We start from the raw sequence: 25492 nt of genomic DNA on the forward strand, positions 1-25492 counted from the left end.
CCGTTTTGAGGTTGTGAATAGAACTGACGAAGGCAGCTCAAAATACTATTTTGAGGTTGCAGATGGAAGCTGACGTGGTTTGAAGAGATTTTCGAAGAGTATAATCAAATCAATCCCCCAGTCATTTAATACTGGGGGATTTTTGAATTTTCTACTTTATTGTCCACTCGTTAGGGCTTGCAATTCTGTTTTTAGATACTGAGCCAAATGTTGGTGAGCAAAAATAGTGGCATTTTTTTCTGCGGTAGGATTGTAGTTGGTGTTGGTATTTACATCATAGACATAAATGTCTCCACTCTCTGATTGAACCCATTCAATCGCCGCAACTTCAATCTGAGCATTTTTCAAGAAATTCTCATAAGCTTCTCTCCGGTCATCTGTTAGAGATTCTGTAATCTGGAATTTTTCAGACGTTTCTAGTTGCTCTGGTCTCTTGCCGATTTGGCAACCATCTGCTGGACACAGTTGGAATCCATCTGAAGAATCGATCGAAACAGTATAGAGAAACTTCTGATTGATAAACTCTGAACGACGGATACGTCCATCACTTGGTTTGATGTAAGCTTGTAACAAGGTAATCCCGTCCACTGATGGTTCAAAGAGGGGACTATTGACATAAGCTGCCAGTTCCTCTTCATTTTGGAAGAGTTGAACTCCTAATCCTTTTCCAGCTCGATTGTGCTTGGTAATCAAAGGATAAATGTTTAATTTTCTTGCTGCTTCAATAATGTTCTCTTGCCCTAAAACCGCAACTGTTGCGGGAGTCTCTATACCAGATTCGTTTAACTTCAAATATTGTTTGACTTTACTAATTTCAAGGTTGATAGCACCGGTACCATTCACAACCTTGCGTCCGTAGGCTTCTAACCAAGTAATCACCTGCTCTGTAAATTCTGGCGCATAGCGATGTCCTCTTGTGTGAGAAGAGGCAGACATACGATTGTAAAAGATACCTTGCGGCGGTGGGCTTTGCAAATCTAAAATCCCACTAGACAAATCCCATAGTTCATAAGGGACTTCTAATTCTTCCAACCATTTCACTAAATGTTGAGTCCATTCTAGATTCTCATGAATCACATAAACTTTTGCTTCACTCATTATTTATATCTCCTTAAGAAAAGCTGACTGATAATTGGCTTTCCTTTTCTTCATCTAAAATATATCCTTCTGTTTTTTCAATAACGCTGACTGTTAAGATTTGACCCAAAACATTGATCATGGTACGACCTGCATTGACAAAGAAATCAACTGCAAAAATCAAGGCCACTCCTTCAACTGGCAAGCCCAATTGAGGTGCTGCAGCTAATAGAACTACGATAGCTCCTGATGGCACAGTTGCTGCAGTTTTTCCAATCAAAGTCAACAATAAAACAGTAAATAAGAGACTTGATAAAGAAAATTGAATACCATAGGCGTGGGCGATAAAAATTGTCGCTACTGAGAAATAAACCGCTGCTCCTTCTAAGTTAAAAGTATATCCTAAAGGAACAACTAAATCAATTGTATGCTCGTCATGCCCCTGTTTTTTCAAATCTTTAAGAAGTGATGGCAAGACCACACTAGAACTTCCAGTAACAAAGGCCAGAGTTAAGAGACTCCAATTTTCACGAAAGGCTGATAAATACGGTACTTTAAAGAAGAAAGCAATCAAAGGGAAAATAAGGAGAACCAAAGCAGCATAAGCCAGATAAGTTCCAATTACAAACTGACCAAGCCCAATCAACTTGTCGACACCCGTAGTTGCAACATCTTTAGCGATAAATCCAAAAATACCAATCGGTGATAGTTTGATAATTACTGCAACAATCTTGTAAATGGCTTCAATCCAGATTTGGAAACCTTCGATAATCTTCTGAGATTTATCAGACTTAAGATTCCCAATTCCGTAACCAAGAAAGATTGCAAAAACGATAATTGGCAATAGAGCGCCATCTGAAAGAGATTTAACGATATTTGATGGAATGAAACCAAGCAAAAATTCGCTGAACTTGACATTGTTAGCAATCCCATCAAGGTTTCCACCAGTTTGACCGATATTCACTCCTTGACCAAATCCTAAATAGTAACTAGCAAATACAAACAAAAGAGTAATGGCAGTTGTTACGACGAAAAAGTAAACCAAACTCTTGGTCAAGATTTTTCCGAAAGATTTTTTTCCGATAACTCCAGCTACTGCAACAACGATGGTTGGGAAGATTAGCGGAATGATAACCATATTGATCAATTTAATAAAGGCTTGACCTAAAAATTGATAAAAGCCTGCAAATTGTGGCCAGATAAGGGCAGCGATAACACCCAAGACCAAAGCCACCAATAATTGAATGCCTAGTGAGAGTTTTGACCATAAAGTAACTAATTTCATAAGAAACTCCTTTGTTTTATTTGCTACTCATTCTACTACGATTCTTCTCTCCTGACTAATATATATTTTTTATTGTCACCATAAAAAAGATTTATAATGAAGGTTCAAACTACTCCAACTTTACAAAGTAAATCACATTGATGTTTGATATAGTATAAAAAATCAGTTTCTAAACAAAAATTTTTAGAAAAACACTGTTAAATCAGGGAATATGCTTTTCTTTTATTCAAATTTTATGATACAATATTGTTATGATTTTAATGAAACTCGCTTCCGTCTTGCTTTTGGTACTAACCTTGGCTTTGGCTATTATCTTTAGTAGATTTTTTAAGTTAAAGAAAAAGGGGATTAACTTTGCAGATTTGGCTTTTCCTTTTCTGATTTTTGAATACTATTTAATCAGTGCAAAGGTTTTTACCCATAATCAACTTCCCATTTTAGGGGCAGCCCTATCTTTGCTAGCTATTATTTTAGCTTTTTTCTTCCTGAGCAAAAAACGCAGCTTTTATTATCCAAAATTCCTTAAATTCTTTTGGAGAGCTGGATTTCTACTCACATTGCTCATCTACATCGTTATGATTGTTCAAATCTTCATGATGAAATAAAAATAAATCATGCCAGCACCTCAACAGTTGGCGACTAGTTCTTCCACATGAGGTGCTTTTCTAATGACATTTTAAAAAGAGATTATTAAAAAAATAGGAGATCAAATAAGTGAAAAAAATGCTCTTGGCAAGTGCCATCACGCTTACTTACCTAGGATTCGCAACACACCCTGCTTTGGCTGAAGAAAATAACGTAAAAACTACAGCAGAAACGACACAAGAAACTACAACTACAGAAAAAGAAAAAAAGAGCATCCCTTCAACCAAGGAAACTGCTCCTTCTACTGAAACAAGTTCAAGCGTACCAACAACTTCTACAACAAATCCAAGTGAAACTCCAGCTAAGAAAGAGGAAGACAAGGCTCCAGAAGTCAAAAAAGAAGGTTGGGTATTAGAGGAAAACCACTGGAGTTTCTATGAAAACAATGCCCCTGTTCTTAACTGGAAAAAAATTCAAGGAAAATGGTACTACTTCAACAAAGATGGCATCATGCTGAGCGATACTATTTTTGACGGATATATCCTGACTAGTAGCGGGGCTATGGTCGATTCTGGTTGGAGTAAACTCCAAGATAAATGGTATTACGCTAACGCTTATGGAAAAATTTCTCAACAAAAATGGGATAAAATCGGTGGTGTCTGGTACTATTTTGATCAAGACGGAGTCATGCTCAGCAACACCATTTTTGACGGTTATCTCTTTACCAATAGTGGCGCCATGGCTGAGAATTCTTGGGTAAAACAAGATGGACAATGGTACTATGCCCTTTCTTCTGGTAAAGTAATCAAAAACAAGTGGGATAAAATTAGTGGTACCTGGTACTACTTTAACAAAGATGCTACTATGGCAAGTAACCAATGGCAAGGTAGCTACTACCTAAAAGCTAGCGGGGCCATGGCTGAAAAAGAATGGATTTTCGATAAAAATTATGATAGCTGGTTCTACTTAAAATCTGGTGGTGCTTACGCAGCACGTGAATGGATTGGCTCCTACTACCTCAAGGCAGGTGGCTACATGGCTAAGAGCGAATGGATTGACGACAGCTACTATAAAGCCCGCTACTATGTAGATGAAAATGGAGTCTATGTTACAGGGACCCATAAAATCGATGGGCAAACTCATCAATTCCAAAGCAATGGGAAGTGGATTGGTGAAACTTCTGTGAGTCGTGGTTTTGAAAAAGGGAAATATAACAATATTATCTTCCTAGATCCTGGCCATGGTGGTAAAGATCCTGGTGCATCTTATTATAACATCACTGAAAAAGAACTGAATATGCAAGTTTACCAAAAGCTACGCAAGGAACTTGAAGGACTTGGCTATACTGTTCTTTCTTCAAGAGACAGTGATGTCTTTGTAGACTTTGTCACCGAACGTTCAAGAATGGTTAATAAGACTGATTCAGATATCTTTATTAGTATTCACTTCAATGCTAGTGGCAGCCCTGCTTCTAACCGTTCTGGTATTCAGACCTATTCTTACGAAGAAGCTGCTGGTTATCCTTCTAAGATTAATCCATACTGGCATAACCATCCCGACCGTATCAGTGAAAGCAATCGCCTAGCTGCAGATATCCACTCTTCCCTATTAGCTGAAACTGGTGCTAAAGATGCAGGACTCCTACAAAGTAGTTTTGCGGTCCTTCGAGAAACTGATAAACCAGCCGTTCTATTGGAATTGGGATATATTGACAATTTCAATGAAAACCAACAAGTTCGTAGTGATTCTTACCAAAATAGATTGGTAGCAGGGATTGTCAAAGGTATTCAAAAATATTACGCAGGTAAATAAAGTAAAAGTCTCGAGAAAGCTCGAGACTTTTTTGTATTATACTTCTTTCTTGTTAGTTTCTGGAAAGAGGAAACCAATTCCCACGCAAGCTAGCACTCCTGCACCGATAACTAAACCACTTGAAAGTGGCAAGATATCAAAAATAGCATTTGCGATGATAAAGGCAATAATCAAGCTCATGAAACTGGCCTTATAATTTTTTTTGACTAGATTTTCAAGAGTAAAGAATAGAAATAAGCCTACTGGAAAGAGTGCCCAGATGTTAACATCCAAACTTGGCCATCCAACTAAACCAAAATACAAAACTGCTGCAGCAACGACTAAAAATCCGATACCTACTACTTTTTTCATGATATAACCTCATTTTCTATTTTGTTAGGAAGCTTTATCTCCCCTTGACAATTACTACTATAACAAAAATAAAAATCGCAAACAATAGGTTTTGCCTATCTGGTAGACATCGCAGACTATGTGGTCAGAATTTTATAAAAAGGAAAAAAGAAGCCTGTCCTGAGACAAGGCTTTATTTATTTTTAAGAACCAGCACTTTCGTAGGCATCCAATCCCCTGTCCCAAAGTTTGAGGGAAATAACAAAGAAAACAAGGGAAATCAGAATCAAACCACCAATATTAAATAAGACATCCTTATCCTGCAAGAAATAGCTGGCAGGATAGTAGGCGGTAAAAGCGAAAGGCACAATAAAGCTAATTAACCAACGAAGGAGCGAATTGTAAATGGAAATCGGATACTTGGCAAAATCATTAAACATATAGAAAATGTAAATCATAGCACCTGACTGCTTGGTCCAAAAAGCGATGCTGGCTGTTGCAATTTTCAAGGAAGTATAAATCAAGGTCGCAAAAGGAATACAAACTAGAAAAATCAGGAATTTTGGAAGAGTCCAAGCAATGCTAGTTGCCGTTGTCGCTAGCAAGATTCCACCGACCAAAAGTTCACCCAAGGCATCAATCTGAAAGGTCTCAACGAGGATGTGAAAGAGAGGATTGATAGGACGAGTCAGATACTTGTCAAACTCCCCTTTTCGAACTAGTCGTTGACCTAAAGCCCAGAGATTGTCAAAAAAGAGATGATCTAATCCCTTTGGAATTAAGGAAAATCCATAGATAAAGGCAATCTCTTGAAAGGTCCAACCTTCTAGCGAGGGGATGTGTTGAAAAAGTACATTAAGAAACAAGAGGTTTAGACCTTGAGTCAGAAAGACTCCCAAGACACCAACCACAAAATCCACCTTGTATTCCATGATTTGCTTGATGTATTGTCTGATAAAAATCAGATGCATGCGTTGATATTTTTTCATCCTAACCTCCCTGAATGGTGATAAATGACTGGACTCGTTTCCAAATCAACTGAGACAAGCCCACCATCACTATAAGCCAGAAAAACTGAAGCAAAAGTGCTTGAAGAATCTGACTGGTATCGTATTTCCCAACGATAATCATGACAGGAGTGTAAATTAAGGATGAGAAAGGCAAGAAGGACAGAATATCTGAAACCACTTTTGGAAAGAAAGCCAAGGGAATTAAACTTCCAGACATAAAGGCCACTATTGAAGTTTTGAGTAGATTGGAACCCCATAGATTTTTAAACACAAAGGCTGAAAATCCAAAGCAGATATTAAAGAAAAAGTTAATCAGATAAGCCAGAGTTAAGCTAAAGAGATAAAGGACAGTTAATCCCAACACTTCTACAATACCTTGCCCAGATAAGATTTTCATCAAAACAATGACACTTAAAAATGGCAGTCCAACAGAGATAAAAATCAACCACTTGGAGCCAAGTTCGGTGAAAAGGTAAGAGGCCGCAAAATGCACTGGTCTCAGCAAGCGCATGATAATGGAGCCATCCTTGACCTCCTCCCCAATCATAAAGGAGCTATCAGACCTGGTCAAAAGATTGGTCACAAAACTCATAATGATGTAGAGGGTGATATCTGCCATACTGAAGCCCTGAATCAAAGACTCCTGGGAGGAGTCAAAGACTGCCTTCCAGAGATAAAAGGCCACAAAAGCACCCATGACATCACCGATCCGATAAAGAATAAAGTTGACTCGATAGGTAATCAACTCCTGAACACCTGCATTGATAAAGGGTTTATAACGTCTCCACAATTTGACCATCTTAGAGCTCCTTTCGATAGAAGCGACGGATAATATCCTCGATATCCGTATCCACCATCTTCAAATCACGGACTTCAAAATCAGATAAGGTTTGTTTGATAATATCAGCTGATTGGTAGCGGGAACTATCAAATTCAATATTAAGGCTATTTCCTTGTCTATCAATGGACATATCTGGCAGGCCTTCATAGCGAGAAAGGAGATGACTTTGACCTGGTAGCAGTTCAAAGGAAAGAGTCTTCATCTTGCCAAAGGTCTCCTTGAGCTGGCTAACCGTTCCATCAAAAATCTCTTGCCCCTTGTCAATCATAAAAATCCGATCACAGAGTTGCTCAATGTCACTCAGATCGTGAGTGGTCAAGAGAATAGTTGTTTCTTCCTCTTGATTGATTTGAGTAATAGCCCGGCGAATGTTATCCTTGACCGATACATCCAAACCAATGGTCGGCTCATCTAAAAAGAGAACCTTGGGATTGTGAAGCAAGGAAGCTGCAATATCCGCCCGCATCCGTTGACCTAGTGAAAGAGTTCGCACAGGATCCTTGATAAATTCCTTCAAATCCAAGACTTCATTCAAAAAGTCCATTCGCTTATGGAAAAGCGAGTCTGGCACATCGTAAATCTCTTTCAAGACCGTGTAGGTCTCTTGCAGTGCCAAATCCCACCATAGCTGGGTACGTTGTCCGAAAACGACTCCAATATCCTTGACATAATCTTGTCGATTATCCTGGGGAATCTTGCCGTTAATCCGACAAAAACCAGATGTCGGTTTTAAAATCCCTGTCAGCATTTTGATGGTGGTTGACTTCCCAGCACCATTTGCCCCGATAAATCCTAAAATCTGCCCTTTTGGAACTTCAAAAGTTAAATCCTTGACCGCTTCAAAGGTCTGCTTTTCAGGATGAATAAAGGAGCGCAAAGCTCCCTTTAACCCCGGTTCCTTAACAGTCTTCACAAAATTTTTCTGAAGATGTTGCACTTCTATCATTGCCATATCTATCTCCCTTTAGTAAGAAACAACATTGTATTTTTAACTACAAATATTCTAAACCCTTACTTTCTACACCTTCTCAATATTATTACAGAAGGATTTATACCAACCTATTATAATCCAATAAATAAAGGAATGCAAGCGTTTGCTTATAGATTATGAAATTAGATATTTCTCTCTTAAAATAATGCTTTTGAGTCAGAAATTCTGGTTTATTAGTTTCCTTTAAACACCAAAAAACCTGCCATTAGGGGCAGGCTACGAATTGTAAAAAGGCAAACTATTTTGATCAATAAGAATCACTATTTAATCAAAGAACTAATCTTTCATAATTCTTTTCACAATCCCATTTCTATCAATTAGAAAACAATCTGGAAAGGTCATCTGCTCCCATTTTTCATAATCAAAACTGGAATCAAAATGATTGATTAAGATTCCTAGCAAATTTCCATGAGAACTCAGTAAAATGGTTTTATCTGAATACCTTTCTTCCAAGTCCGCAAATAAATCTAAAATTCTATTTAATGCTTCTCGATTGGACTCGCCTCCAATGAGAGATTTATCTGGGTTTTGCCATAAATATTGAATTGTTTTTTCAAACTCAGTATCTTCAATAAATCTTGAGGATAATTTTCTTTCACGTAAACGATTATCAAGTACTATCTTATCAAATTGAACGGGAGAACTATTTACTGTCTCAAAAGCTCGCTTATAAGGGCTTGAAATAAAGTAATCTATTTTACAAGCATTTAAAAACTCCAACTGTTCAAGAGATGAAAATCCTTTTTCTGACAAAGTTCTATTAAAATCATCACTTGAAAATCTTGAATGAGCATGTCTAAGTAAAATATAAGAATTATTCATAAGTCATTCCTTTCAATTATTATCATCAGTCTCAATGGATTTTTAAGCCCTCAATTATTCTCTAAAAATTCTTCAATTCGAGAAACTATTTCATGACTTTGATAATGATAAAGTTCGTGAGGCGCATCCATATAGATGACTTGAACATTAGACTGGTCACTAGAAAATTTCTCTGCATAATGCTGCCATTCGGATTGGCTAAAGGTCGTGCCTTCACCGTTAGAAACAAGGAGTATGGCTGGAATTTTCGGATTGATGCTAGAGGGAACTTTTTTGGCATTTTCCTTTACCAAACGGGATTCATGAAGCATGGCTTGTGACATCAATTGCTTATATGCTAGTAATTTATATTGTTGTCGTTCAGTTTCAGTCAGAGTTGGATTTTTTATATAAAAGGACTCAGGGAAATAGCGTAATAAGCCAATCTTACTGCTCCAATAAGCCACAGTAAGCAAGGCTTGATTATCCTTTAAATCCTCATAACTAGCTGGTAAGGCCCAATCCAGACCAACCAAGGCTTTCACTTCATTAGGATACTTCTCCTGCCAAGCCAGACTTTCAAGACTAGCCATTGAATGAGACAGAATAATAAAAGGACCTGATATATTTGCTTGTGATAGAGCTTGACGTGTCTCAGACAAAACTTCCATCACATCTCTGGAATAATTGCTATCCTCGCTATAACCATAGCCAGCCCGCTCCACGATGACTACCTTATATTTTTTTGATAGGGAATCTGTTAGATTCTTAAAGTCTAATATAGGTGAAGCAATACCAGCACCTGATAGAACTACTATTGTCTCTGGACCATCCCCCTCAACGTAAACATTGATTTTGTGCCCATTAACAAGAACTGTTTGCCCCATAGGTGTTAAAAATTTATTTTCCTTTTGTAAACTGATTCTGTGATAGAAAAATGTAGCGCCTAAAAACAAAAGCATAAGACTAAGGAAGCCAAGAAACCATTTTTTCAGTATTTTCATAGCATTATTGTACACAAATTAGACTCTTTTAGCAACTTAGTATATAGTAGTCTTAAGTATATTCTCTATAAAAGCAACCAAAAAACCCACCTTCACAGGCGGGTTAGTTTGTTAAATAAGATAAAAACATATCTATTGTAGTAAGTAAAAAATCTAAAAACCTAAACGTTCTTGATCCCAATTACCATAATCATCGTATCCAAATCCATCAGGATCCATCGCATCAATACCACATTGTTCTAGAAACCTTGAACAGTCATGACAGTAGTAATCTTCATATCTTTCATCACTAGCTTCCCAATCAATTTCCTTTTTTGTAAACTGTTGTAAGCACTCTCTACATTCGTATAGTTTTGCCATAATATTACCTCTTTTTAATTTTCATTAAAATTTTCAATGTAGTCAATTATTTTTAATTTCATAGATTTTGTAATAGGATATTTTTTAACCAATTCAATAGCTTCTTCCTTAGAAGATGTTTTAAGATGTTCTTTAAGAACAAGCTTTGTAACTTCTTCATAACCTAACTCCGCTATTTTATCGGCTAATAAACCAATAGTTGCTAAAAGAACTATTCCTCCTATCATTCCAAAAGGTCCAAGTGCAGCTAAGGCTGTTGTCAATGCTGCCCCACCTGCTAATCCTGTCGCACTCATTGCTATCATTAATACTACGCCAGGTAAACCAAAAGCTGCTATTTTTTTTACAAGTTCATCCATTATAACTACCCATTTATTTTATATTAACCTACTTTTATTGAATTAACCACAATATATGAATTAATCAAACCAATTTTATATTTTTTGTTCAATATTTTTGCACATTCTAAAACACTGAATTCACTAGACTCTAAGAAGTCCAGTTCTGGACATCTATTTTTTATCAAAAATTCCGTAAACTTTTTAGTAATTATGTTCTTTCTAACCAATAGAAAGAAACACAAAGAAATTAACAATAAGATAAACGCCAATTGAATATCCATAAAAAAACTCCTCTTTATTTTTTATAAATAGTTTTACTGTTAATCATAAAGAAGACAATATTATAAATTCCTCTTTATTTTATACTTTGTAATAACCAATCTTATAATTTAAATCCCTTCTACTTTTATTAGATACAGTATAATATAGAATATTATACTTGTCAAGTATTTTTAACAAATATTTTATTTTTTATCAAATAAAATATTTTTGAGTAGTCAACTATTTAAATTTTATTTTATTTTTGTTATAATAGAAGTAGAAAATTATAGGTAAAAGATATGTTAAAAGAAAAATATCCATCAACAGAAGATACAAGAGCAATTCTACAAAATAACTTAAAAGCTATTCGAGAAATTTTGAATTGGACAAGTTCAGATCTCAGCAATCTTATAGGAGTTACTAAACAAACCATCAGTAATCTTGAAACTCAAAAAAGTAGATTAACAAAACTCCACTATATTGCATTACGTACCGTAATAGATTTTGAAATTGAAAATTTAAAAACTACTGATCAAGACAGAGCTGATAGAGCAGAGTTGTTGCTAAATTTTTTTGATGAATCAGAAAAATATGCGGTGTCTGAGAATAAATCAGTAGATTTTGAACAAATTAGTGAAGCATCTTCATTAATTGCAACCACTTCTACTGTTAAAAATGCTTCTAGAATAATTGGTTCTCTTGCACCAATTATTGGGGCAACAGTTGTTGCAGCCTTAATGAACTCAAATGACAAGAAATAATATTTAGTTCTTAAAACAAAAAGCAAAAAACTTCTAGTTGTTTTTGCTTTTTTATGTGCGATAAAAGAAGTTTTCTGTAAACACAAAAAACCCACCTTCACAGGCGAGTTTCATTTTGTATAGTTCAGCTAGATTAAGCTTTACCTTCTGAACCGAATACGTCGATACGTTCTTCAACTGATGCTTGGATAGCTTTTACACCGTCAGCCAAGAATTTACGTGGGTCGAAGAGTTTCTTCTTGTCGTATTCTGCTTCGTTTGCTTCGTAGTCACGAGCAAATTTACGAGTTGCGTTAGCGAATGCGATTTGGCATTCAGTGTTAACGTTAACTTTAGCAACACCAAGTTTGATAGCTGCTTGGATTTGGTCATCAGGAATACCTGATCCACCGTGCAATACGATTGGGAAGCCTGGAAGAGCTTCTGTCAATTTTTGCAAGTGGTCAAGGTCAAGACCTTCCCAGTTTGAAGGGTAAGGACCGTGGATGTTACCGATACCAGCTGCTAAGAAGTCAATACCAGTTGCAACCATTGCTTTAGCGTCTTCGATTGGAGCCAATTCACCTTTACCGATGATTCCGTCTTCTTCACCACCGATAGTACCAACTTCAGCTTCTACTGAGATACCTTTAGCGTGTGCTTTTTCAACTACGTCTTTAGCCAATTTAAGGTTTTCTTCAACTGGAAGGTGTGAACCGTCAAACATGATTGAAGTGTAACCAACTTCGATACACTCAAGTGCATCTTCGTAGTGACCGTGGTCAAGGTGGATAGCTACTGGTACAGTGATACCCATTGATTCTACAAGGTTAGCGATCAAGTTGCGAGCAACTTTGTAACCACCCATGTATTTAGCAGCACCCATTGAAGTTTGGATCAAAACTGGAGCTTTTTTAGCTTCTGCTGCGCGCAAGATAGCTTGAGTCCACTCAAGGTTGTTTGTGTTAAATCCACCAACTGCATAACCGTTGTCACGAGCTGCTTGGACAAATTTTTCTGCTGAAACGATTGCCATTTTATCAGGCCTCCTGTATATTTTTATGGGATATCCCATTTACATTGTTCATTTTATCACTTTTTGACAAAAAAATCTAGTTTTTCCTGTAGTTTAGATTGAATTTCTTCTATCTAAAAATATGGAACTCTCCTCAAAGTCCTAATCTTACAGGTCTTTGGGTAGGTTCATATAAAAGGCTAAGTGGTCTTCATAGCGTTCAAATCGATAGTCAATTTCTTCGTTTTCCAATAAACTTTTAACTACAAATAGTCCCAAACCAGCTCCCTTACTTTGTCGACTAGATACTGTAAAGGATTGTTCAAACTTATCTTGCTCCTCAGGTGTACAGGCGTTCTCAATGAAAACCCAGCCATCTTCTGTCCCAATTTTTAAATAACCACCTTGAACAGAGTGTTTCACAGCATTACTGATAAGATTGGAAAGAATCAGCTTGAGTACCGAAGGATTTAGATAAGTTTGTTGGTCAGTCAGTTGATTCACAACTGATATTTCCCTCTCTTTAGCTAATAAATCATAATCCTTTAAGAGAAAATCTGTCATTTCAAAAAGGTTGATTTCTTCTTTCTTATCTCGCAATTCTTGCACTGAAGAAAGGGATAAGATTTGCTGGACATGGTGACTCAAATCATCCACAATCCCCAAAGAAACTCCCAGATAATGGTCCCGATCTTTATAGCGTCCAATATTGGCTTTCATATTCTCCAGAAGAATCTTTAGACTAGCTAGAGGCGTTTTCAGTTCGTGGGAAGCTCCTCGTAAAAACTCAACCTTCATCTTTTCCAGCTGGAGAATGGCCTCGTTTTTCTCATGCAAATCTGCAATCACAGTCAAGAGATGCTGATAAAGGCTGTTGATTTGTTCTTTAAGATCTCCAATTTCATCCTTAGAATCCACGCGCAACCTCACTTCTGCATCCAAATCCATCATCCGTCGAGTCACTCGTTTGATTTCCAAAATAGGAGCAACAATGGTTCTAGCATAGATAAAGGCGATGAGGAGCGAAATGATGAAAGACGCTAATAAAGTATAAGGTAGAAATTGAAGACTGATGTCTTCTGCTTCTTTCTGCAAATCCATAGAAGCTAAAAACTGCAAGGTCATCGTCTGACCATCCTTAGTTTGAACTTCTCTTTCCTCAATAACTAAGGAGGCCGTCTGTCGTTGTTTATCAATGGGAAGATTATCATTGACTTCCAACTTATCCTGAGTCATCTCTCCCTTAACAGCTCCCTTAATATCACTGCTTTTAGAATAAAGTTCAAGGACTTCCTGAATAGCTTGACTATCTTTGCCTTGGAGAGACTGGGCAATTTCTGTAGCCTTTTGCCCTATGCTCTCCTGACGGTGACTGAGATAGGTCGGAGGAAAGAGGAAATAGATGGCCAAATGCAAACAAATGACCAAGGTAGAAAATACCGAGAAGGTATAGATAAAAATTTTTTTAAATAAACCTGAACGTCTCATTTTCTCTCCAATTTATAACCAACATTGCGCACGGTAAGAATACAGTCTAAATCCAATTTTTTCCGTAGTTCCTTGATATAGACATCGATCACTCTGTCAAAAGGAACCTCATCTGTCATCTTCCATACAGCATCGATAATCTGCGACCGTGTTAAGGCTCGACCTTCATTTTTAACCAGATAGTCTAAAATTTCTAGTTCTTTTGCATTCACTGCAACTTCTTGACCTGCTACTTTAGCGCTATAACTGTCAAAGTCTACCTGGGTGTCCCTATAGGTAAAAATACGACCAGTATCATAATAACGCTTAAAGATGGCATCCACTCGTACCTTTAATAAAGATAGGGAAAAAGGCTTTTCCAAATATCCATCTGCTAATGCAGCAAAGGCACTCATCTTATATTCTTCGTCCTGAAAGGCTGTCAACATCAAGACCGGAACTTGACTGCTTTTACGGATTTCTGACAAAACCTCTAAACCATTGAGTTTCGGCATTTGAATATCTAAGAGAACCAAGGCAACTTGGTGATTGGAAAATTGTTTTAAAGCCTCAAGGCCATCTGCTGCCTGAATGGTTTCATAGCCACAATCCGTCAAATAATCACTAATTCCCTCACGGATCATGTCTTCATCTTCTACAATTAGAATTTTCATATAAATCCTTTTCTATCAAAAATGCTACCTATATTATATCTCATTTGAATGAGAATAGGTAGCATGTTTTTTATTCACTATCTATCAAAAGTTCTTTTGGTTGTTTAAAGAGGAGATTACTTGAAGCAAGTGCCATAACTAGTACTACTAGAACCAAGCCAAGTACAAAGATGATAGCAAAGTCAGAAGGTTGAATGGAAATATCCAAACTTGAAAGAGTCTTGCTAAAGCCATCAACTTCTGCACCACCACCAAGATTAGAGGCCTGGGCTGCCTTACTAGCTTGCTTAGCCACATCTGATGTGACATTTGCAAGAACTGTATTTCCAATGGCACGAGCAGTATAGTTAGCCAAGAAGTAAGCTGAAATTAGTGCTGGAATTGCAATCATAACTGCTTCTGTGATAAATTGTCCTAGAATACTTGCTTGTTTTAGACCAATTGAAAGGAGAATTCCAACCTCTTTACGACGAGCGTTAATCCATAGGGTGAGTAAGAGAGCGAGTAGAAGAACTGAGAAGCTCAAGCTACCCCAGAAGAGAAGATTAGCCATCTTGTACATGCCTGAGATAGATTGTTCGAGGGCAGGATAGTTAGATGAACTCTTAATCAAGCTATACATCTTCCAGTTGATGCCGTTGATAGACCCTAATTCTTGCATGACAGTATCTAGGTTCTTATCTCCAGCCACAAAGAAGGTAGCATCTCCATAAATAGCTGTATCTTCTGTATAACCATAGAGTTGGGCTGCTGTGTGAATATCTGTGATAGCTGTATTCTCATAGAGTTCTTGTGAATAGGTTACAGCAGATTTGTTGTGCCCATCAAAAAGTCCTTTGATCGTTACTTCTACTGTTTCCTTGGCTCCTTTTTCATTATCTGCATCGTAGATATTGGAGTTCAGTTTGACCTTGTCCCCTACCTTCCAGCCATGTTTAGCAGCCAAGTCTTTGTGCATGAGAATCTGGTATTTGTCATCGTTTGTTAAATGTTCTCCTTCGACTAGTTTGTAAGAGCCTGACACAAACTTGTCTTCTTTAGAAGAGTCATTGACACCTGTTATCATCAAGCTACTTCCAAAACGTTGAGCTCGATCTCCAGTTAGATTTTTCTTGGTTTCAGGCGTTTCAATCAGTTCATAGCCTGTCAAATCACCGATAGCATTAATCCGTTTGATGTAGGATTCAATAGCTTTATTCTCGGTAATCTTTTTGATATCTTCACCCTTGATATTCCCTGCACCACGTGGAGTTCCTTGATTGACCCTACGGTTGATTTGCATGGAGAAACTATTGGTGATATTTTTAAAGGTTTCTTGAGAAGCCTTGGCTGTCGCTCCCTTGATAGACAAGCCGACCAAACTCAAACTGGCCATCAAGAGAATGATAAGAAAGATCACAATAGACTTGAAAAATTTTCTTGTGACATAGGCAAATGCGTTGTGTAACATAAGATTCCTTTCTAGATTTACTTCAGTTTTTAATATGTTTAAAAGTTTTAGTTACTGTTTGTTCTTATTTCAGTCAGTTTCTTATTCTTCAATTCCAGTGTAATATCTGATGCTTGTGCTACTTCCTTACTGTGGGTCACAACGATCACACACTTGCCTGTTTTCTCAGCAAGAGATTTGAGCAAATCGATAATATCTCCAGCAGTCTTAGGATCCAAGTTTCCTGTTGGTTCATCTGCTAAAATCACTGGTGCCTCAGATACCAAACTACGAGCAATGGCAACCCGTTGTTGCTGTCCACCTGATAATTGGAGAACATTCCGCTTGATTTGACTTTCATCTAAACCAAGTTCAAGAAGGGTATCCTTACTAGCTTTTTTATTAACCAAGCGGATATTTTCCAATGGAGAAAGATAATCAATCAAGTTATAGTTTTGGAAAACTAGCGAGATATGGTGCATGCGATGATAAGAATAACCTTGTTCACGAATATCCTTGCCTTCGAATAAGATAGCTCCTTCGACTGGGCTATCAAGTCCTGCTAATAGAGATAAGAGTGTTGACTTCCCAGCTCCTGATTCTCCGATAATACTATAAAACTTACCAGGTTCAAAATCGTAATTGATTTTATATAATACAGCTTCTGCAGTGTTCTTGTAACGATAAGTAAGATCTTGTAATTGTAGTAAAGTCATAATTTCTCCTTTATTAACTGATGGATGATAAAATTTCTTTCGGTGATTTTCTAAATAAAAATAGGAAACAAAGTGCAACTGACAAGCAGCTGATGATAAGTAGGAAGATATAAGATTCTCCAAATGATAGAAGACTTGTTGAAAGACTCGTTGCTTTTGCTAGCGTATCTTGTAGGGCAGCTTGGTCGCCGCTTGCTAGTACAGTCTTCAAGAGATAGGAAGTAATGGCATTCCCAGCCACAAATGCCGGCAGAATAGCTGCCAATGAAACTAGGATGACTTCCAGGCAGAATTGACTAAAGATTGCTCCTTTTCCCTTACCTAGTGCCAATAAAATACCAACCTCGTAGACTCGTTCTCGTAACCAAAGGGACAAGACCAAAACCAGTGCTCCTACACCAGCGATCATAATGCCATAGAGGAAAATCTGTAGGAAGGTTTGGAAGGTCGAAACTGAATCCTTGATTTGTTCAAAAGCCTTATTTTCCTTTTCGACTTGATATCCTTTAGTTTCCAGAGATAACTTTTCAACCTCTTGAATGATCCTATCCATATCTTTTGGATTTTCTAAATAAAAACGAGCGGCGCTAACTTGAGCTTCCTTATTTCCAAGAAGAGTTTGGCTACTTTCGAAGTCTGTATAGACCGTATTTTCACTAAAATCTGACGAAAGACCAGTGAATTTCTCTTGCTTCTTACCTGAGAAAATACCTACGATTTCATAGTCTAGCCTTTGTCCACTACTATCTTCTACTGGTCCAGAATTTAAGTTAATCTTATCTCCTAGCTTTAGATTGTTTTTCTTGGCTAAATCTTCGTGGACTAATATTTTCTGGTTATCTCCTTTTTGTAGATGTCTTCCTTCTTTAAGACTAAAGGCGGAACTTGTAAAAGAAACATCCTTGGAAGAGTCTTCTAAAGCAATTAAACTGATGAGATTTTTTTCAGCCTCTGTCAAATCATCCCTTTGAATACTTTGTTCTCCAGTAACGACTTCTTTATCAGTCAATTTAGCTATTGTCTCAAGCTCTGGTGAAATCTCCTCAAGACCTTTTATTTTTTTTAGGTCATCTAGTTGAGACAGTTGAAAGGTCTGATCTGCTTCTATTCTTTTAATCGAAAAAGACGTGTTCAATGAGCGATAGAGATTATTTTCTACTGTTTTGTTGGACTTCATGAGCGTCAAACAAGCCGATATTCCAGCCAATAAGACAAATAGAATCAGGAATAATATGAGACTTCTCAGTCGTTTTCTACTGACGTAAGCCCAAGCTCTTTGAGTGGGATTCATATAGCACCTCCATATTTGTAAAACCATTATAATATTCAAATATGAAATGTTTATGAAATACCAAAAAAAGAGCAAAAATATTTTTGCTCTTTTTGATGAAAAATAAAAAGCTAGCCAAAGCTAGCTCACTACTATGCGGAGAGAGGGACTTGAACCCTCACGACCTAAAGCGGTCACAGGATCCTTAGTCCTGCGCGTCTGCCAATTCCGCCATCCCCGCGTCGATTACTTTACTAGTATATCAACTTTGAAAAAAATTGTCAAGACTTTTTTCAGATTTTTTCATCTTGAAATGTATTATTCTGTAATTTCAAGCAAATTTTCATCAAGCAATTTCGCACCAAGTGTATTCTTGAAATGTCCAAGTGCAAAGGCATGATTTTCAGACCAAATGGATGCAACTGCTGGTTTGACAACTTCTATCTGGTAACCAAGATTATAAGCATCAATGGCCGTATGCAAGACACAGATATCTGTAAGAACTCCCGTCAAAATGACAGTATCTACCCTACGCTCTCTGAGACGGATATCCAAATCTGTTCCAGAAAAGGCCGAATAGTGACGTTTATCCATCCAGAAAACACGACTATCATCAGCATGCTCATGATAAAAGTCTGCTAACTTGCCATACAAGTTTCGTCCACTAGTCCCAATAATATTATGAGGCGGGAACAGCTTACTTTCAGGATGAAAAACATCATTTTCTTCATGAGCATCGATGGTAAAAAAGATATAATCTCCACGTTCAAAAGCCTTTTGAGTCACCCCATATATATCATCAGATATTGCTTGAGCTGGAGCTCCCGCAGTCAGTTTCCCATGATCCGCTACAAAATCTTCTGTATAGTCAATAGAAATTAAAGCCTTAGCCATTAATAGTCCCTCTTTTTCACTTCTTCAAAAATATCTGGAATGAGAACTTTGAGATAAGTTCCTTTCATACCAAGAGAACGACTCTCAATAATCCCTGCGGATTCAAGTTTACGAAGGGCATTAACAATTACAGAACGAGTGATACCGATACGGTCAGCAATGACTGAAGCTGTTAATTGACCTTCATTACCATTTAATTCAGCTAGAATAGCCGATACTGCTCTAAGCTCAGAGTATGAAAGAGTATTAACCGCCATAGTTACAGCCGTACGACGACGAATATTTTTCTCATCTTCTTCACGTTGGAAGTTCAAGAGTTGAATTCCTACTACTGTACTGGCAATCTCAACCAGAATCAAATCATCTTCTTCAAACTTCTTATCATTGCGCCAAATAATCAATGAACCCAAGCGAATACCAGAGACATGGATTGGAGCAATCGTTGTCAAACCATCTGGGAAATCAGAACGACTCTCAGTTGGGAAAATTGTCAAATCATGCTCTACTGGAAGATTGGCCTCCGTATCGTAGATCATGTTCGCACCTTGCACATAATCTTCTGGGAAAGTCTTTGATTGGAAGAATTGCTCTACTCGGTCATTATTAGTTTTGTAGCGCATAAAGTAGCCCAACAAACGACCCTTGCTATTCACAATACAAGCGTTACAGTCAATAATATCTGCTAATTGACGTGTAATGGCATTATAAGGAAGCTCATCTTGTAATTGCTCCTCCGAACGTTTTAACATTGATGTGATTTTTCTTGTTTTTTCTAATAAATGTGCCATTTTTTACCTCGCATATAATCGCTTTCATTATATCATAAAATTCTGACTTTTTCAACAATTATCTGAAAATTGTTTATTGAATTGCAATTCAAGTGTATTCGAAAATTTTTCCTATTTTTTATAATTTTCTTATTGACAGCTTCCTGATTTTTTGATAGAATAATATTACAAGATAACAAATATATAAATACAAACTTCTCGTATTACTTTTTCATATGACTCTCGGTCTCCTTATATATAAAAGCGATCCACCTCAGTGAACCGCTTTTTTTGTTATTTATCTCCTTTGTTACGAATAACAAAGCCTGTTTTCTTCTCGCTTGAAGTATTGCGTGGTTTTTTAGTATCCTTGCGGTAACGCTTTTCTTTATCAAAGCGATCCTTTGAACGTCCACCTTTACGATAGTCATCACGACGTCCATTGCCACGGCGATCACGGTCTCGACGGTCATCTCCACGACGGCCTCCTCGACCACCCTTGCCTTTGCCACCGAAGCCACCACCAGATGGTTTAAATGGTAAGGGTTTTTCACGTGCAATCTCAACCTCAGGAAGACTATCTGGGTCTTGAACTGTTAAGCTGAGGATATACATGGCCAATTCTTCTGGGCTGAATTCTGAGGCCAATTGACGAGCATCCTTGCCAAACTTCTCAAAGTTACTACGAATCTCCTCATTCGCAAAATCACGTTCAATTTTCTTAAGAGCTACTTGCTTCTTAGCTTGGAAGGCTTCTTCTGCACTTGCAGGTTTGAGACCTTTCATACGTTTCTTAGTCAAGTTCTCAATGATTTGGAGATAACCCATTTCATTAGGTGAAACGAAGGTAATAGACTGACCTGACTTACCTGCACGTCCTGTACGACCAATACGGTGAACATAACTCTCAGGATCTTGTGGGATATCGTAGTTGTAGACATGAGTCACACCTGAAATATCCAAACCACGAGCAGCCACGTCTGTTGCAACTAAGACATCAAGGTTGCCATTTTTAAAATCACGAAGGACACGAAGACGTTTATTTTGGTCCAAATCTCCATGAATCCCTTCTGCACGGAAACCACGGATTTTAAGCCCACGAGTCAATTCATCCACACGACGTTTGGTACGACCGAAGACAATAGACAACTCAGGTTGATCAACATCCATGAGACGAGTCATGGTGTCAAATTTTTCTTGTTCCTTAACGCGGATATAATACTGGTCTACCAGTTCTGTAGTTAATTCTTTAGCAGCAATCTTCACATGCTCAGGTTCTTTCATGAACTGAACACCAATACGTTTGATAGCATCTGGCATAGTTGCTGAAAAGAGCAAGGTTTGACGATTTTCTGGGACACGAGAGATGATGGCTTCTATATCTTCAAGGAATCCCATGTTCAGCATTTCATCTGCTTCGTCTAAGATCAAGGTTTCAATATCATGTAATTTCAGAGCCTTACGTTTAATCAAGTCAAGTAAACGTCCCGGTGTTCCTACAACGATGTGAGCACCTGATTTCAGAGCCTTGATTTGTTTTTCAATACTTGAACCACCGTATACTGAACGGACTTTCACACCTTTACTACGACCAAAGCGGAAAAGCTCTTCTTGACTTTGAACAGCCAGTTCACGAGTTGGGGCAATCACCAAAGCTTGGATAGTTGCTTCTTCTGTTCGAATTTTTTCAAGGGTTGGCAAGCCAAAAGCTGCTGTTTTCCCTGTACCAGTCTGTGCTTGACCGATAACATCTTTTCCTTCAAGAGCCAAAGGAATGGTTTGCTCTTGGATAGGACTTGCTTCTACAAATCCTGCTTTTTCAACTTCTGCTAAAAGGTCGGCAGATAAGTTAAATTCATTAAATTTCACGTTTTTCTTCTTTCTAAAGATGGTGCGAAGCCATCCTATAGCGCTTAGTTTATACTTTTCTTTTCATGACGGTTTTTCATATCTTTATATGAAAGATCGTGTTGCTTCTTTTCCACTAAAGAAAAGTACTGCTTTCTTTGCAACTTATCTAGTATAACACAAGAGAGGGTCAAAAGATAGTCTAACCACTTGATTAAATCATGTAAACGATTTTTCTATTTTTTGAACTTGATTCTCAAAAGCTTTCGTGAGACTAATTTAGTCCAATATTTTTTTCCGTAGCAGAATTGTGAAAAAAATTTTTTCTTATGCTAGAATGAAATCAAACAGGAGGATTTAAAAATGTTAACATACGATTTAATTGTTATTGGATTTGGTAAGGCAGGTAAAACTCTTGCTGCCAAACTAGCTTCAGCTGGTAAAAAAGTTGCCCTTATCGAACGCAACAAAGCAATGTACGGTGGAACTTGTATCAACATCGGTTGTATTCCAACTAAAACCTTGTTAGTTGCTGCAGAAAAGGACTTGTCATTTGACGAGGTTATGGCAACAAAAAATACAATTACGAGCCGCCTCAATGGTAAAAACTATGCTACTATCGCTGGTACTGGAGTTGATATCATTGATGCCGAAGCCCACTTTGTTTCTAATAAAGTCATCGAAATTCAAGCTGGTGATGAAAAACAAGAACTAACTGCTGAAACAATCGTTATCAACACTGGTGCTGTTTCAAACGTTTTGCCTATTCCAGGACTATCTACTAGCAAGAATGTCTTTGATTCAACTGGTATCCAAAACTTGGAACAATTACCAGAAAAACTCGGAATCCTTGGTGGTGGAAATATCGGTCTTGAGTTTGCTGGTCTCTACAATAAACTCGGAAGCAAGGTAACAGTCCTAGATGCTCTAGATACTTTCCTACCTCGCGCAGAACCTTCTATTGCTGCTCTTGCTAAACAATACATGGAAGAAGACGGCATTGAACTCCTTCAAAATATCCATACTACTGAAATCAAAAACGATGGTGACCAAGTTCTTGTCGTGACAGAGAATGAAACCTACCGTTTTGATGCCCTTCTCTACGCAACTGGACGTAAACCAAATGTAGAACCACTTCAACTTGAAAATACAGATATTGAACTAACTGAACGTGGTGCGATTAAGGTAGACAAACATTGTCAAACAAACGTTCCTGGTGTCTTTGCAGTTGGAGATGTCAACGGTGGACTTCAATTTACCTACATTTCACTAGATGACTTCCGTGTTGTTTACAGCTACCTTGCTGGTGATGGCAGCTACACACTTGAAGACCGTCTCAATGTTCCAAACACCATGTTCATCACACCAGCACTTTCACAAGTTGGTTTGACTGAAAGTCAAGCAGCTGATTTGAAAATTCCACACGCTGTTAAGGAAATCCCTGTTGCTGCTATGCCTCGTGGTCATGTAAATGGTGACCTTCGTGGAGCCTTCAAAGCTGTTGTCAACACTGAAACTAAAGAAATTCTCGGTGCAACTATCTTCTCTGAAGGATCACAAGAAATCATCAACATTATTACTGTTGCTATGGACAACAATATCCCATACACTTACTTCACAAAACAAATCTTCACTCACCCAACATTGGCTGAAAACTTGAATGACTTGTTTGCGATTTAATTATAGAAAGCAGTCCGATAGCGGGCTGTTTTTCTTTTTCTAAAATCTCAAATCTGTCTTTTCCAGCATTTATGATATAATAGAAACATGAAATTAAAAACTACTTTGGGCCTTCTTGCTGGGCGTTCTTCTCATTTTATTTTGAGTCGTCTTGGACGTGGAAGTACGCTGCCTGGAAAACTTGCCCTTCAATTTGATAAAGATATTCTACAAAATTTAGCGAAGAACTACGAGATTGTTGTGATAACTGGTACCAATGGAAAAACCTTGACAACCGCTCTCACTGTCGGTATCCTAAAGGAAATTTACGGTCAAGTGTTAACCAATCCAAGTGGTGCCAACATGATCACAGGGATTACGACTACTTTCTTGACTGCAAAATCTTCAAAAACTGGAAAAAATATTGCAGTTCTTGAAATCGACGAAGCTAGTCTCTCACATATCTGTGACTACATCCAGCCTAGTCTTTTCGTTATCACCAATATTTTTCGCGATCAAATGGACCGCTACGGTGAAATTTATACGACCTACAACATGATTTTGGACGCTATTCGAAAAGTTCCTACTGCTACTGTTCTGCTAAACGGTGATAGTCCGCTTTTCTACAAGCCTGCAATTTCAAATCCTGTTCAGTATTTTGGTTTTGATCTAGAAAAAGGTCCAGCGCAACTTGCTCACTACAATACTGAAGGTATTCTCTGCCCTGAATGTCAAAGTATTTTAAAATATGAGCTAAATACATATGCTAACTTGGGAGCTTATATCTGTGGAAATTGTGGATGTAAACGTCCTGACTTGGACTACCGTCTGACAGAATTGGTTGAGTTGACCAACAATCGTTCTCGCTTTGTTATCGACGACCAAGAATACGGTATCCAAATCGGTGGGCTTTATAATATCTACAATGCTCTGGCTGCAGTTGCTATCGCCCGTTACCTAGGCGCTGATTCTCAACTGATTAAACAAGGATTTGACAAGAGTCGTGCTGTCTTTGGACGACAAGAAACCTTCCATATCGGTGACAAGGAATGTACACTGGTCCTCATCAAGAATCCTGTTGGTGCTACCCAGGCTATCGAAATGATCAAACTAGCTCCTTACCCATTTAGTCTTTCTGTTCTCCTCAATGCAAATTATGCGGACGGGATTGATACCAGCTGGATTTGGGATGCTGACTTTGAGCAAATTACGGATATGGACATTCCTGAAATCAACGCGGGTGGAGTTCGTCATTCTGAAATTGCTCGTCGTTTACGTGTTACTGGCTATCCAGCTGACAAGATCACTGAAACAAGTAGCCTGGAACAAGTTCTCAAAACAATCGAAGCTCAAGACTGCAAGCATGCCTATATCCTTGCGACTTATACGGCTATGCTAGAATTCCGAGAATTACTAGCCAATCGTCAGCTTGTTAGAAAGGAGATGAACTAATGGTTTATACTTCACTTTCCTCAAAAGACGGCAACTATCCTTACCAACTAAATATCGCCCACCTCTATGGGAATCTCATGAACACCTATGGAGATAATGGAAACATCCTCATGCTCAAGTACGTAGCTGAAAAGCTAGGTGCTCATGTAACAGTTGATATCGTTTCGCTTCATGATAATTTCGATGAAAATCACTACGACATCGCCTTTTTCGGCGGTGGTCAAGACTTTGAACAGAGTATCATTGCTGGTGATCTACCCGATAAAAAAGATAGTATCGACAACTTTATCCAAAATGATGGTGTCGTTCTTGCTATCTGTGGTGGCTTCCAGCTATTAGGCCAATACTATATTGAAGCTTCTGGAAGACGCATTGAAGGCTTGGGTGTCATGGGACACTATACACTCAACCAAACCAATAACCGATTCATTGGTGACATTAAAATTCATAACGAAGAATTCGATGAAACCTACTATGGTTTTGAAAATCACCAAGGCCGTACCTTCCTCTCAGTTGACCAAAAACCATTGGGGCAGGTTGTTTACGGAAATGGAAACAACGAAGAAAAAGTCGGTGAAGGTGTTCACTATAAAAATGTTTTCGGTTCTTATTTCCACGGGCCTATCTTATCTCGTAACGCCAACCTAGCCTATCGCTTGGTCACTACTGCTCTTAAGAAAAAATATGGTCAGGACATTGTCCTTCCAGCTTATGAGGATATCCTTAGCCAAGAAGTCGCTGAAGAATACAGCGATGTGAAAAGCAAGGCAGACTTCAATTAATATTTAGATTCCAACATGCTATTAGCTGTTGGAATTTTTTTAGGTTCTTTTCCCCTTCTCCCTTGCATTTTCTACTAATTT

The 25492-nt window shown here is 37.9% G+C and carries 26 protein-coding genes and 1 tRNA gene; 6 read left to right on the plus strand and 21 right to left on the minus strand.

The features are described from left to right. Positions 1–156 precede the first annotated feature (156 nt). Together HMPREF2957_RS05105 and HMPREF2957_RS05110 are read right to left on the minus strand one after the other, a co-directional pair. Positions 157–1098, minus strand: coding sequence for an ATP-grasp domain-containing protein (locus HMPREF2957_RS05105; protein ID WP_070677900.1), 942 nt, complete (start codon positions 1096–1098; stop codon positions 157–159). 13 nt (positions 1099–1111) lie between these two features. Further along, a complete protein-coding gene (locus tag HMPREF2957_RS05110; protein WP_070677902.1) occupies positions 1112–2362 on the minus strand; it encodes a dicarboxylate/amino acid:cation symporter in 1251 nt (416 codons plus the stop codon). A 245-nt stretch (positions 2363–2607) separates the two neighbouring features. Here HMPREF2957_RS05110 and HMPREF2957_RS05115 point away from each other — a divergent pair, with 245 nt between their 5' ends. Then, entirely contained in the window at positions 2608–2967 is a 360-nt protein-coding gene (locus HMPREF2957_RS05115; protein ID WP_025170162.1) for a DUF3397 domain-containing protein, read from the plus strand. A gap of 109 nt (positions 2968–3076) precedes the next feature. Continuing rightward, entirely contained in the window at positions 3077–4759 is a 1683-nt protein-coding gene (locus HMPREF2957_RS05120; protein ID WP_070677904.1) for an N-acetylmuramoyl-L-alanine amidase, read from the plus strand. Between the two features lie 36 nt (positions 4760–4795). Here HMPREF2957_RS05120 and HMPREF2957_RS05125 read toward each other — a convergent pair whose 3' ends face one another. The 9 genes from HMPREF2957_RS05125 to HMPREF2957_RS05165 all read right to left on the minus strand — a co-directional run bounded on the left by HMPREF2957_RS05125 (position 4796) and on the right by HMPREF2957_RS05165 (position 10718). Then, positions 4796–5110: a hypothetical protein gene (locus tag HMPREF2957_RS05125; protein ID WP_070677906.1), complete on the minus strand. Its 315-nt coding sequence runs from the start codon at positions 5108–5110 to the stop codon at positions 4796–4798. 182 nt (positions 5111–5292) lie between these two features. Further along, the gene (locus tag HMPREF2957_RS05130) at positions 5293–6078 is read right to left on the minus strand and encodes an ABC transporter permease (RefSeq protein WP_070677909.1); all 786 of its coding nucleotides are present in this window, start codon (positions 6076–6078) and stop codon (positions 5293–5295) included. Position 6079: 1 nt separating this feature from the next. Beyond that, entirely contained in the window at positions 6080–6898 is an 819-nt protein-coding gene (locus tag HMPREF2957_RS05135; protein WP_070677911.1) for an ABC transporter permease, read from the minus strand. A gap of 1 nt (position 6899) precedes the next feature. Beyond that, the gene (locus HMPREF2957_RS05140) at positions 6900–7892 is read right to left on the minus strand and encodes an ABC transporter ATP-binding protein (RefSeq protein ID WP_070677912.1); all 993 of its coding nucleotides are present in this window, start codon (positions 7890–7892) and stop codon (positions 6900–6902) included. A gap of 315 nt (positions 7893–8207) precedes the next feature. Beyond that, positions 8208–8753 carry a histidine phosphatase family protein gene (locus HMPREF2957_RS05145; protein WP_006148169.1) on the minus strand — a complete coding sequence of 182 codons (546 nt, stop codon included), beginning with the start codon at positions 8751–8753 and terminating at the stop codon, positions 8208–8210. A 50-nt stretch (positions 8754–8803) separates the two neighbouring features. Further along, entirely contained in the window at positions 8804–9736 is a 933-nt protein-coding gene (locus tag HMPREF2957_RS05150) for an alpha/beta fold hydrolase (protein ID WP_070678035.1), read from the minus strand. Positions 9737–9889: 153 nt separating this feature from the next. Further along, positions 9890–10096, minus strand: a complete 207-nt coding sequence (locus HMPREF2957_RS05155) for a hypothetical protein (protein ID WP_004252454.1) — start codon at positions 10094–10096, stop codon at positions 9890–9892. 14 nt (positions 10097–10110) lie between these two features. Next, positions 10111–10455 carry a hypothetical protein gene (locus HMPREF2957_RS05160; protein WP_004252453.1) on the minus strand — a complete coding sequence of 115 codons (345 nt, stop codon included), beginning with the start codon at positions 10453–10455 and terminating at the stop codon, positions 10111–10113. Between the two features lie 23 nt (positions 10456–10478). Continuing rightward, a complete protein-coding gene (locus HMPREF2957_RS05165; RefSeq protein WP_006148166.1) occupies positions 10479–10718 on the minus strand; it encodes a hypothetical protein in 240 nt (79 codons plus the stop codon). Positions 10719–10997: 279 nt separating this feature from the next. Between HMPREF2957_RS05165 and HMPREF2957_RS05170 the strand changes: the two genes are divergently transcribed. Continuing rightward, positions 10998–11459, plus strand: coding sequence for a helix-turn-helix transcriptional regulator (locus tag HMPREF2957_RS05170; protein ID WP_006148165.1), 462 nt, complete (start codon positions 10998–11000; stop codon positions 11457–11459). A 133-nt stretch (positions 11460–11592) separates the two neighbouring features. Here HMPREF2957_RS05170 and HMPREF2957_RS05175 read toward each other — a convergent pair whose 3' ends face one another. The 10 genes from HMPREF2957_RS05175 to HMPREF2957_RS05220 all read right to left on the minus strand — a co-directional run bounded on the left by HMPREF2957_RS05175 (position 11593) and on the right by HMPREF2957_RS05220 (position 21539). Further along, positions 11593–12474, minus strand: a complete 882-nt coding sequence (locus HMPREF2957_RS05175; protein WP_004252450.1) for a class II fructose-bisphosphate aldolase — start codon at positions 12472–12474, stop codon at positions 11593–11595. A gap of 147 nt (positions 12475–12621) precedes the next feature. Further along, entirely contained in the window at positions 12622–13941 is a 1320-nt protein-coding gene (vncS, locus tag HMPREF2957_RS05180; protein ID WP_004252445.1) for a sensor histidine kinase VncS, read from the minus strand. Beyond that, on the minus strand, positions 13938–14594 hold the full coding sequence (gene vncR, locus HMPREF2957_RS05185) for a response regulator transcription factor VncR (protein WP_006148163.1): 657 nt from the start codon (positions 14592–14594) through the stop codon (positions 13938–13940). The genes vncS and vncR overlap by 4 nt, the downstream gene beginning before the upstream one ends. 70 nt (positions 14595–14664) lie before the next feature. Next, on the minus strand, positions 14665–16044 hold the full coding sequence (gene vex3 / locus HMPREF2957_RS05190; protein ID WP_070677914.1) for an ABC transporter permease subunit Vex3: 1380 nt from the start codon (positions 16042–16044) through the stop codon (positions 14665–14667). Positions 16045–16091: 47 nt separating this feature from the next. Further along, positions 16092–16739 carry an ABC transporter ATP-binding subunit Vex2 gene (vex2, locus tag HMPREF2957_RS05195; RefSeq protein WP_070677916.1) on the minus strand — a complete coding sequence of 216 codons (648 nt, stop codon included), beginning with the start codon at positions 16737–16739 and terminating at the stop codon, positions 16092–16094. A gap of 13 nt (positions 16740–16752) precedes the next feature. After that, positions 16753–18030, minus strand: coding sequence for an ABC transporter permease (locus HMPREF2957_RS05200; protein WP_070677918.1), 1278 nt, complete (start codon positions 18028–18030; stop codon positions 16753–16755). A 134-nt stretch (positions 18031–18164) separates the two neighbouring features. Continuing rightward, a tRNA-Leu gene (locus HMPREF2957_RS05205) sits at positions 18165–18250 on the minus strand. A gap of 77 nt (positions 18251–18327) precedes the next feature. Next, positions 18328–18903 (minus strand): cysteine hydrolase family protein, encoded by a 576-nt coding sequence (locus tag HMPREF2957_RS05210; protein ID WP_070677921.1) that lies wholly within the window; start codon positions 18901–18903, stop codon positions 18328–18330. Continuing rightward, the gene (gene codY, locus HMPREF2957_RS05215; protein ID WP_004252433.1) at positions 18903–19691 is read right to left on the minus strand and encodes a GTP-sensing pleiotropic transcriptional regulator CodY; all 789 of its coding nucleotides are present in this window, start codon (positions 19689–19691) and stop codon (positions 18903–18905) included. The genes HMPREF2957_RS05210 and codY overlap by 1 nt, the downstream gene beginning before the upstream one ends. A gap of 273 nt (positions 19692–19964) precedes the next feature. After that, positions 19965–21539: a degradosome RNA helicase CshA gene (locus HMPREF2957_RS05220; protein ID WP_004252431.1), complete on the minus strand. Its 1575-nt coding sequence runs from the start codon at positions 21537–21539 to the stop codon at positions 19965–19967. 342 nt (positions 21540–21881) lie between these two features. Here HMPREF2957_RS05220 and HMPREF2957_RS05225 point away from each other — a divergent pair, with 342 nt between their 5' ends. The 3 genes from HMPREF2957_RS05225 (at position 21882) to gatD (ending at position 25411) form a co-directional block, all read left to right on the plus strand. Continuing rightward, positions 21882–23198: an FAD-containing oxidoreductase gene (locus tag HMPREF2957_RS05225; RefSeq protein WP_070677923.1), complete on the plus strand. Its 1317-nt coding sequence runs from the start codon at positions 21882–21884 to the stop codon at positions 23196–23198. Between the two features lie 87 nt (positions 23199–23285). Then, positions 23286–24629, plus strand: a complete 1344-nt coding sequence (gene murT / locus HMPREF2957_RS05230) for a lipid II isoglutaminyl synthase subunit MurT (RefSeq protein ID WP_070677925.1) — start codon at positions 23286–23288, stop codon at positions 24627–24629. Then, positions 24629–25411, plus strand: coding sequence for a lipid II isoglutaminyl synthase subunit GatD (gatD, locus tag HMPREF2957_RS05235; protein ID WP_070677927.1), 783 nt, complete (start codon positions 24629–24631; stop codon positions 25409–25411). The genes murT and gatD overlap by 1 nt, the downstream gene beginning before the upstream one ends. Positions 25412–25492: the final 81 nt, after the last annotated feature.

The organism is Streptococcus sp. HMSC062D07 (genome assembly GCF_001814215.1).
Lineage (GTDB): Bacteria > Bacillota > Bacilli > Lactobacillales > Streptococcaceae > Streptococcus > Streptococcus infantis_I.

Bases quoted from the DNA above. Each gene is read 5' to 3' on its own strand.
- HMPREF2957_RS05105 (WP_070677900.1), bottom strand. From the start codon at position 1,098: ATGAGTGAAGCAAAAGTTTATGTGATTCATGAGAATCTAGAATGGACT.
- HMPREF2957_RS05110 (WP_070677902.1), bottom strand. From the start codon at position 2,362: ATGAAATTAGTTACTTTATGGTCAAAACTCTCACTAGGCATTCAATTA.
- HMPREF2957_RS05125 (WP_070677906.1), bottom strand. From the start codon at position 5,110: ATGAAAAAAGTAGTAGGTATCGGATTTTTAGTCGTTGCTGCAGCAGTT.
- HMPREF2957_RS05130 (WP_070677909.1), bottom strand. From the start codon at position 6,078: ATGAAAAAATATCAACGCATGCATCTGATTTTTATCAGACAATACATC.
- HMPREF2957_RS05135 (WP_070677911.1), bottom strand. From the start codon at position 6,898: ATGGTCAAATTGTGGAGACGTTATAAACCCTTTATCAATGCAGGTGTT.
- HMPREF2957_RS05140 (WP_070677912.1), bottom strand. From the start codon at position 7,892: ATGGCAATGATAGAAGTGCAACATCTTCAGAAAAATTTTGTGAAGACT.
- HMPREF2957_RS05145 (WP_006148169.1), bottom strand. From the start codon at position 8,753: ATGAATAATTCTTATATTTTACTTAGACATGCTCATTCAAGATTTTCA.
- HMPREF2957_RS05150 (WP_070678035.1), bottom strand. From the start codon at position 9,736: ATGAAAATACTGAAAAAATGGTTTCTTGGCTTCCTTAGTCTTATGCTT.
- HMPREF2957_RS05155 (WP_004252454.1), bottom strand. From the start codon at position 10,096: ATGGCAAAACTATACGAATGTAGAGAGTGCTTACAACAGTTTACAAAA.
- HMPREF2957_RS05160 (WP_004252453.1), bottom strand. From the start codon at position 10,455: ATGGATGAACTTGTAAAAAAAATAGCAGCTTTTGGTTTACCTGGCGTA.
- HMPREF2957_RS05165 (WP_006148166.1), bottom strand. From the start codon at position 10,718: ATGGATATTCAATTGGCGTTTATCTTATTGTTAATTTCTTTGTGTTTC.
- HMPREF2957_RS05170 (WP_006148165.1), top strand. From the start codon at position 10,998: ATGTTAAAAGAAAAATATCCATCAACAGAAGATACAAGAGCAATTCTA.
- HMPREF2957_RS05175 (WP_004252450.1), bottom strand. From the start codon at position 12,474: ATGGCAATCGTTTCAGCAGAAAAATTTGTCCAAGCAGCTCGTGACAAC.
- vncS (WP_004252445.1), bottom strand. From the start codon at position 13,941: ATGAGACGTTCAGGTTTATTTAAAAAAATTTTTATCTATACCTTCTCG.
- vncR (WP_006148163.1), bottom strand. From the start codon at position 14,594: ATGAAAATTCTAATTGTAGAAGATGAAGACATGATCCGTGAGGGAATT.
- vex3 (WP_070677914.1), bottom strand. From the start codon at position 16,044: ATGTTACACAACGCATTTGCCTATGTCACAAGAAAATTTTTCAAGTCT.
- vex2 (WP_070677916.1), bottom strand. From the start codon at position 16,739: ATGACTTTACTACAATTACAAGATCTTACTTATCGTTACAAGAACACT.
- HMPREF2957_RS05200 (WP_070677918.1), bottom strand. From the start codon at position 18,030: ATGAATCCCACTCAAAGAGCTTGGGCTTACGTCAGTAGAAAACGACTG.
- HMPREF2957_RS05210 (WP_070677921.1), bottom strand. From the start codon at position 18,903: ATGGCTAAGGCTTTAATTTCTATTGACTATACAGAAGATTTTGTAGCG.
- codY (WP_004252433.1), bottom strand. From the start codon at position 19,691: ATGGCACATTTATTAGAAAAAACAAGAAAAATCACATCAATGTTAAAA.
- HMPREF2957_RS05225 (WP_070677923.1), top strand. From the start codon at position 21,882: ATGTTAACATACGATTTAATTGTTATTGGATTTGGTAAGGCAGGTAAA.
- murT (WP_070677925.1), top strand. From the start codon at position 23,286: ATGAAATTAAAAACTACTTTGGGCCTTCTTGCTGGGCGTTCTTCTCAT.
- gatD (WP_070677927.1), top strand. From the start codon at position 24,629: ATGGTTTATACTTCACTTTCCTCAAAAGACGGCAACTATCCTTACCAA.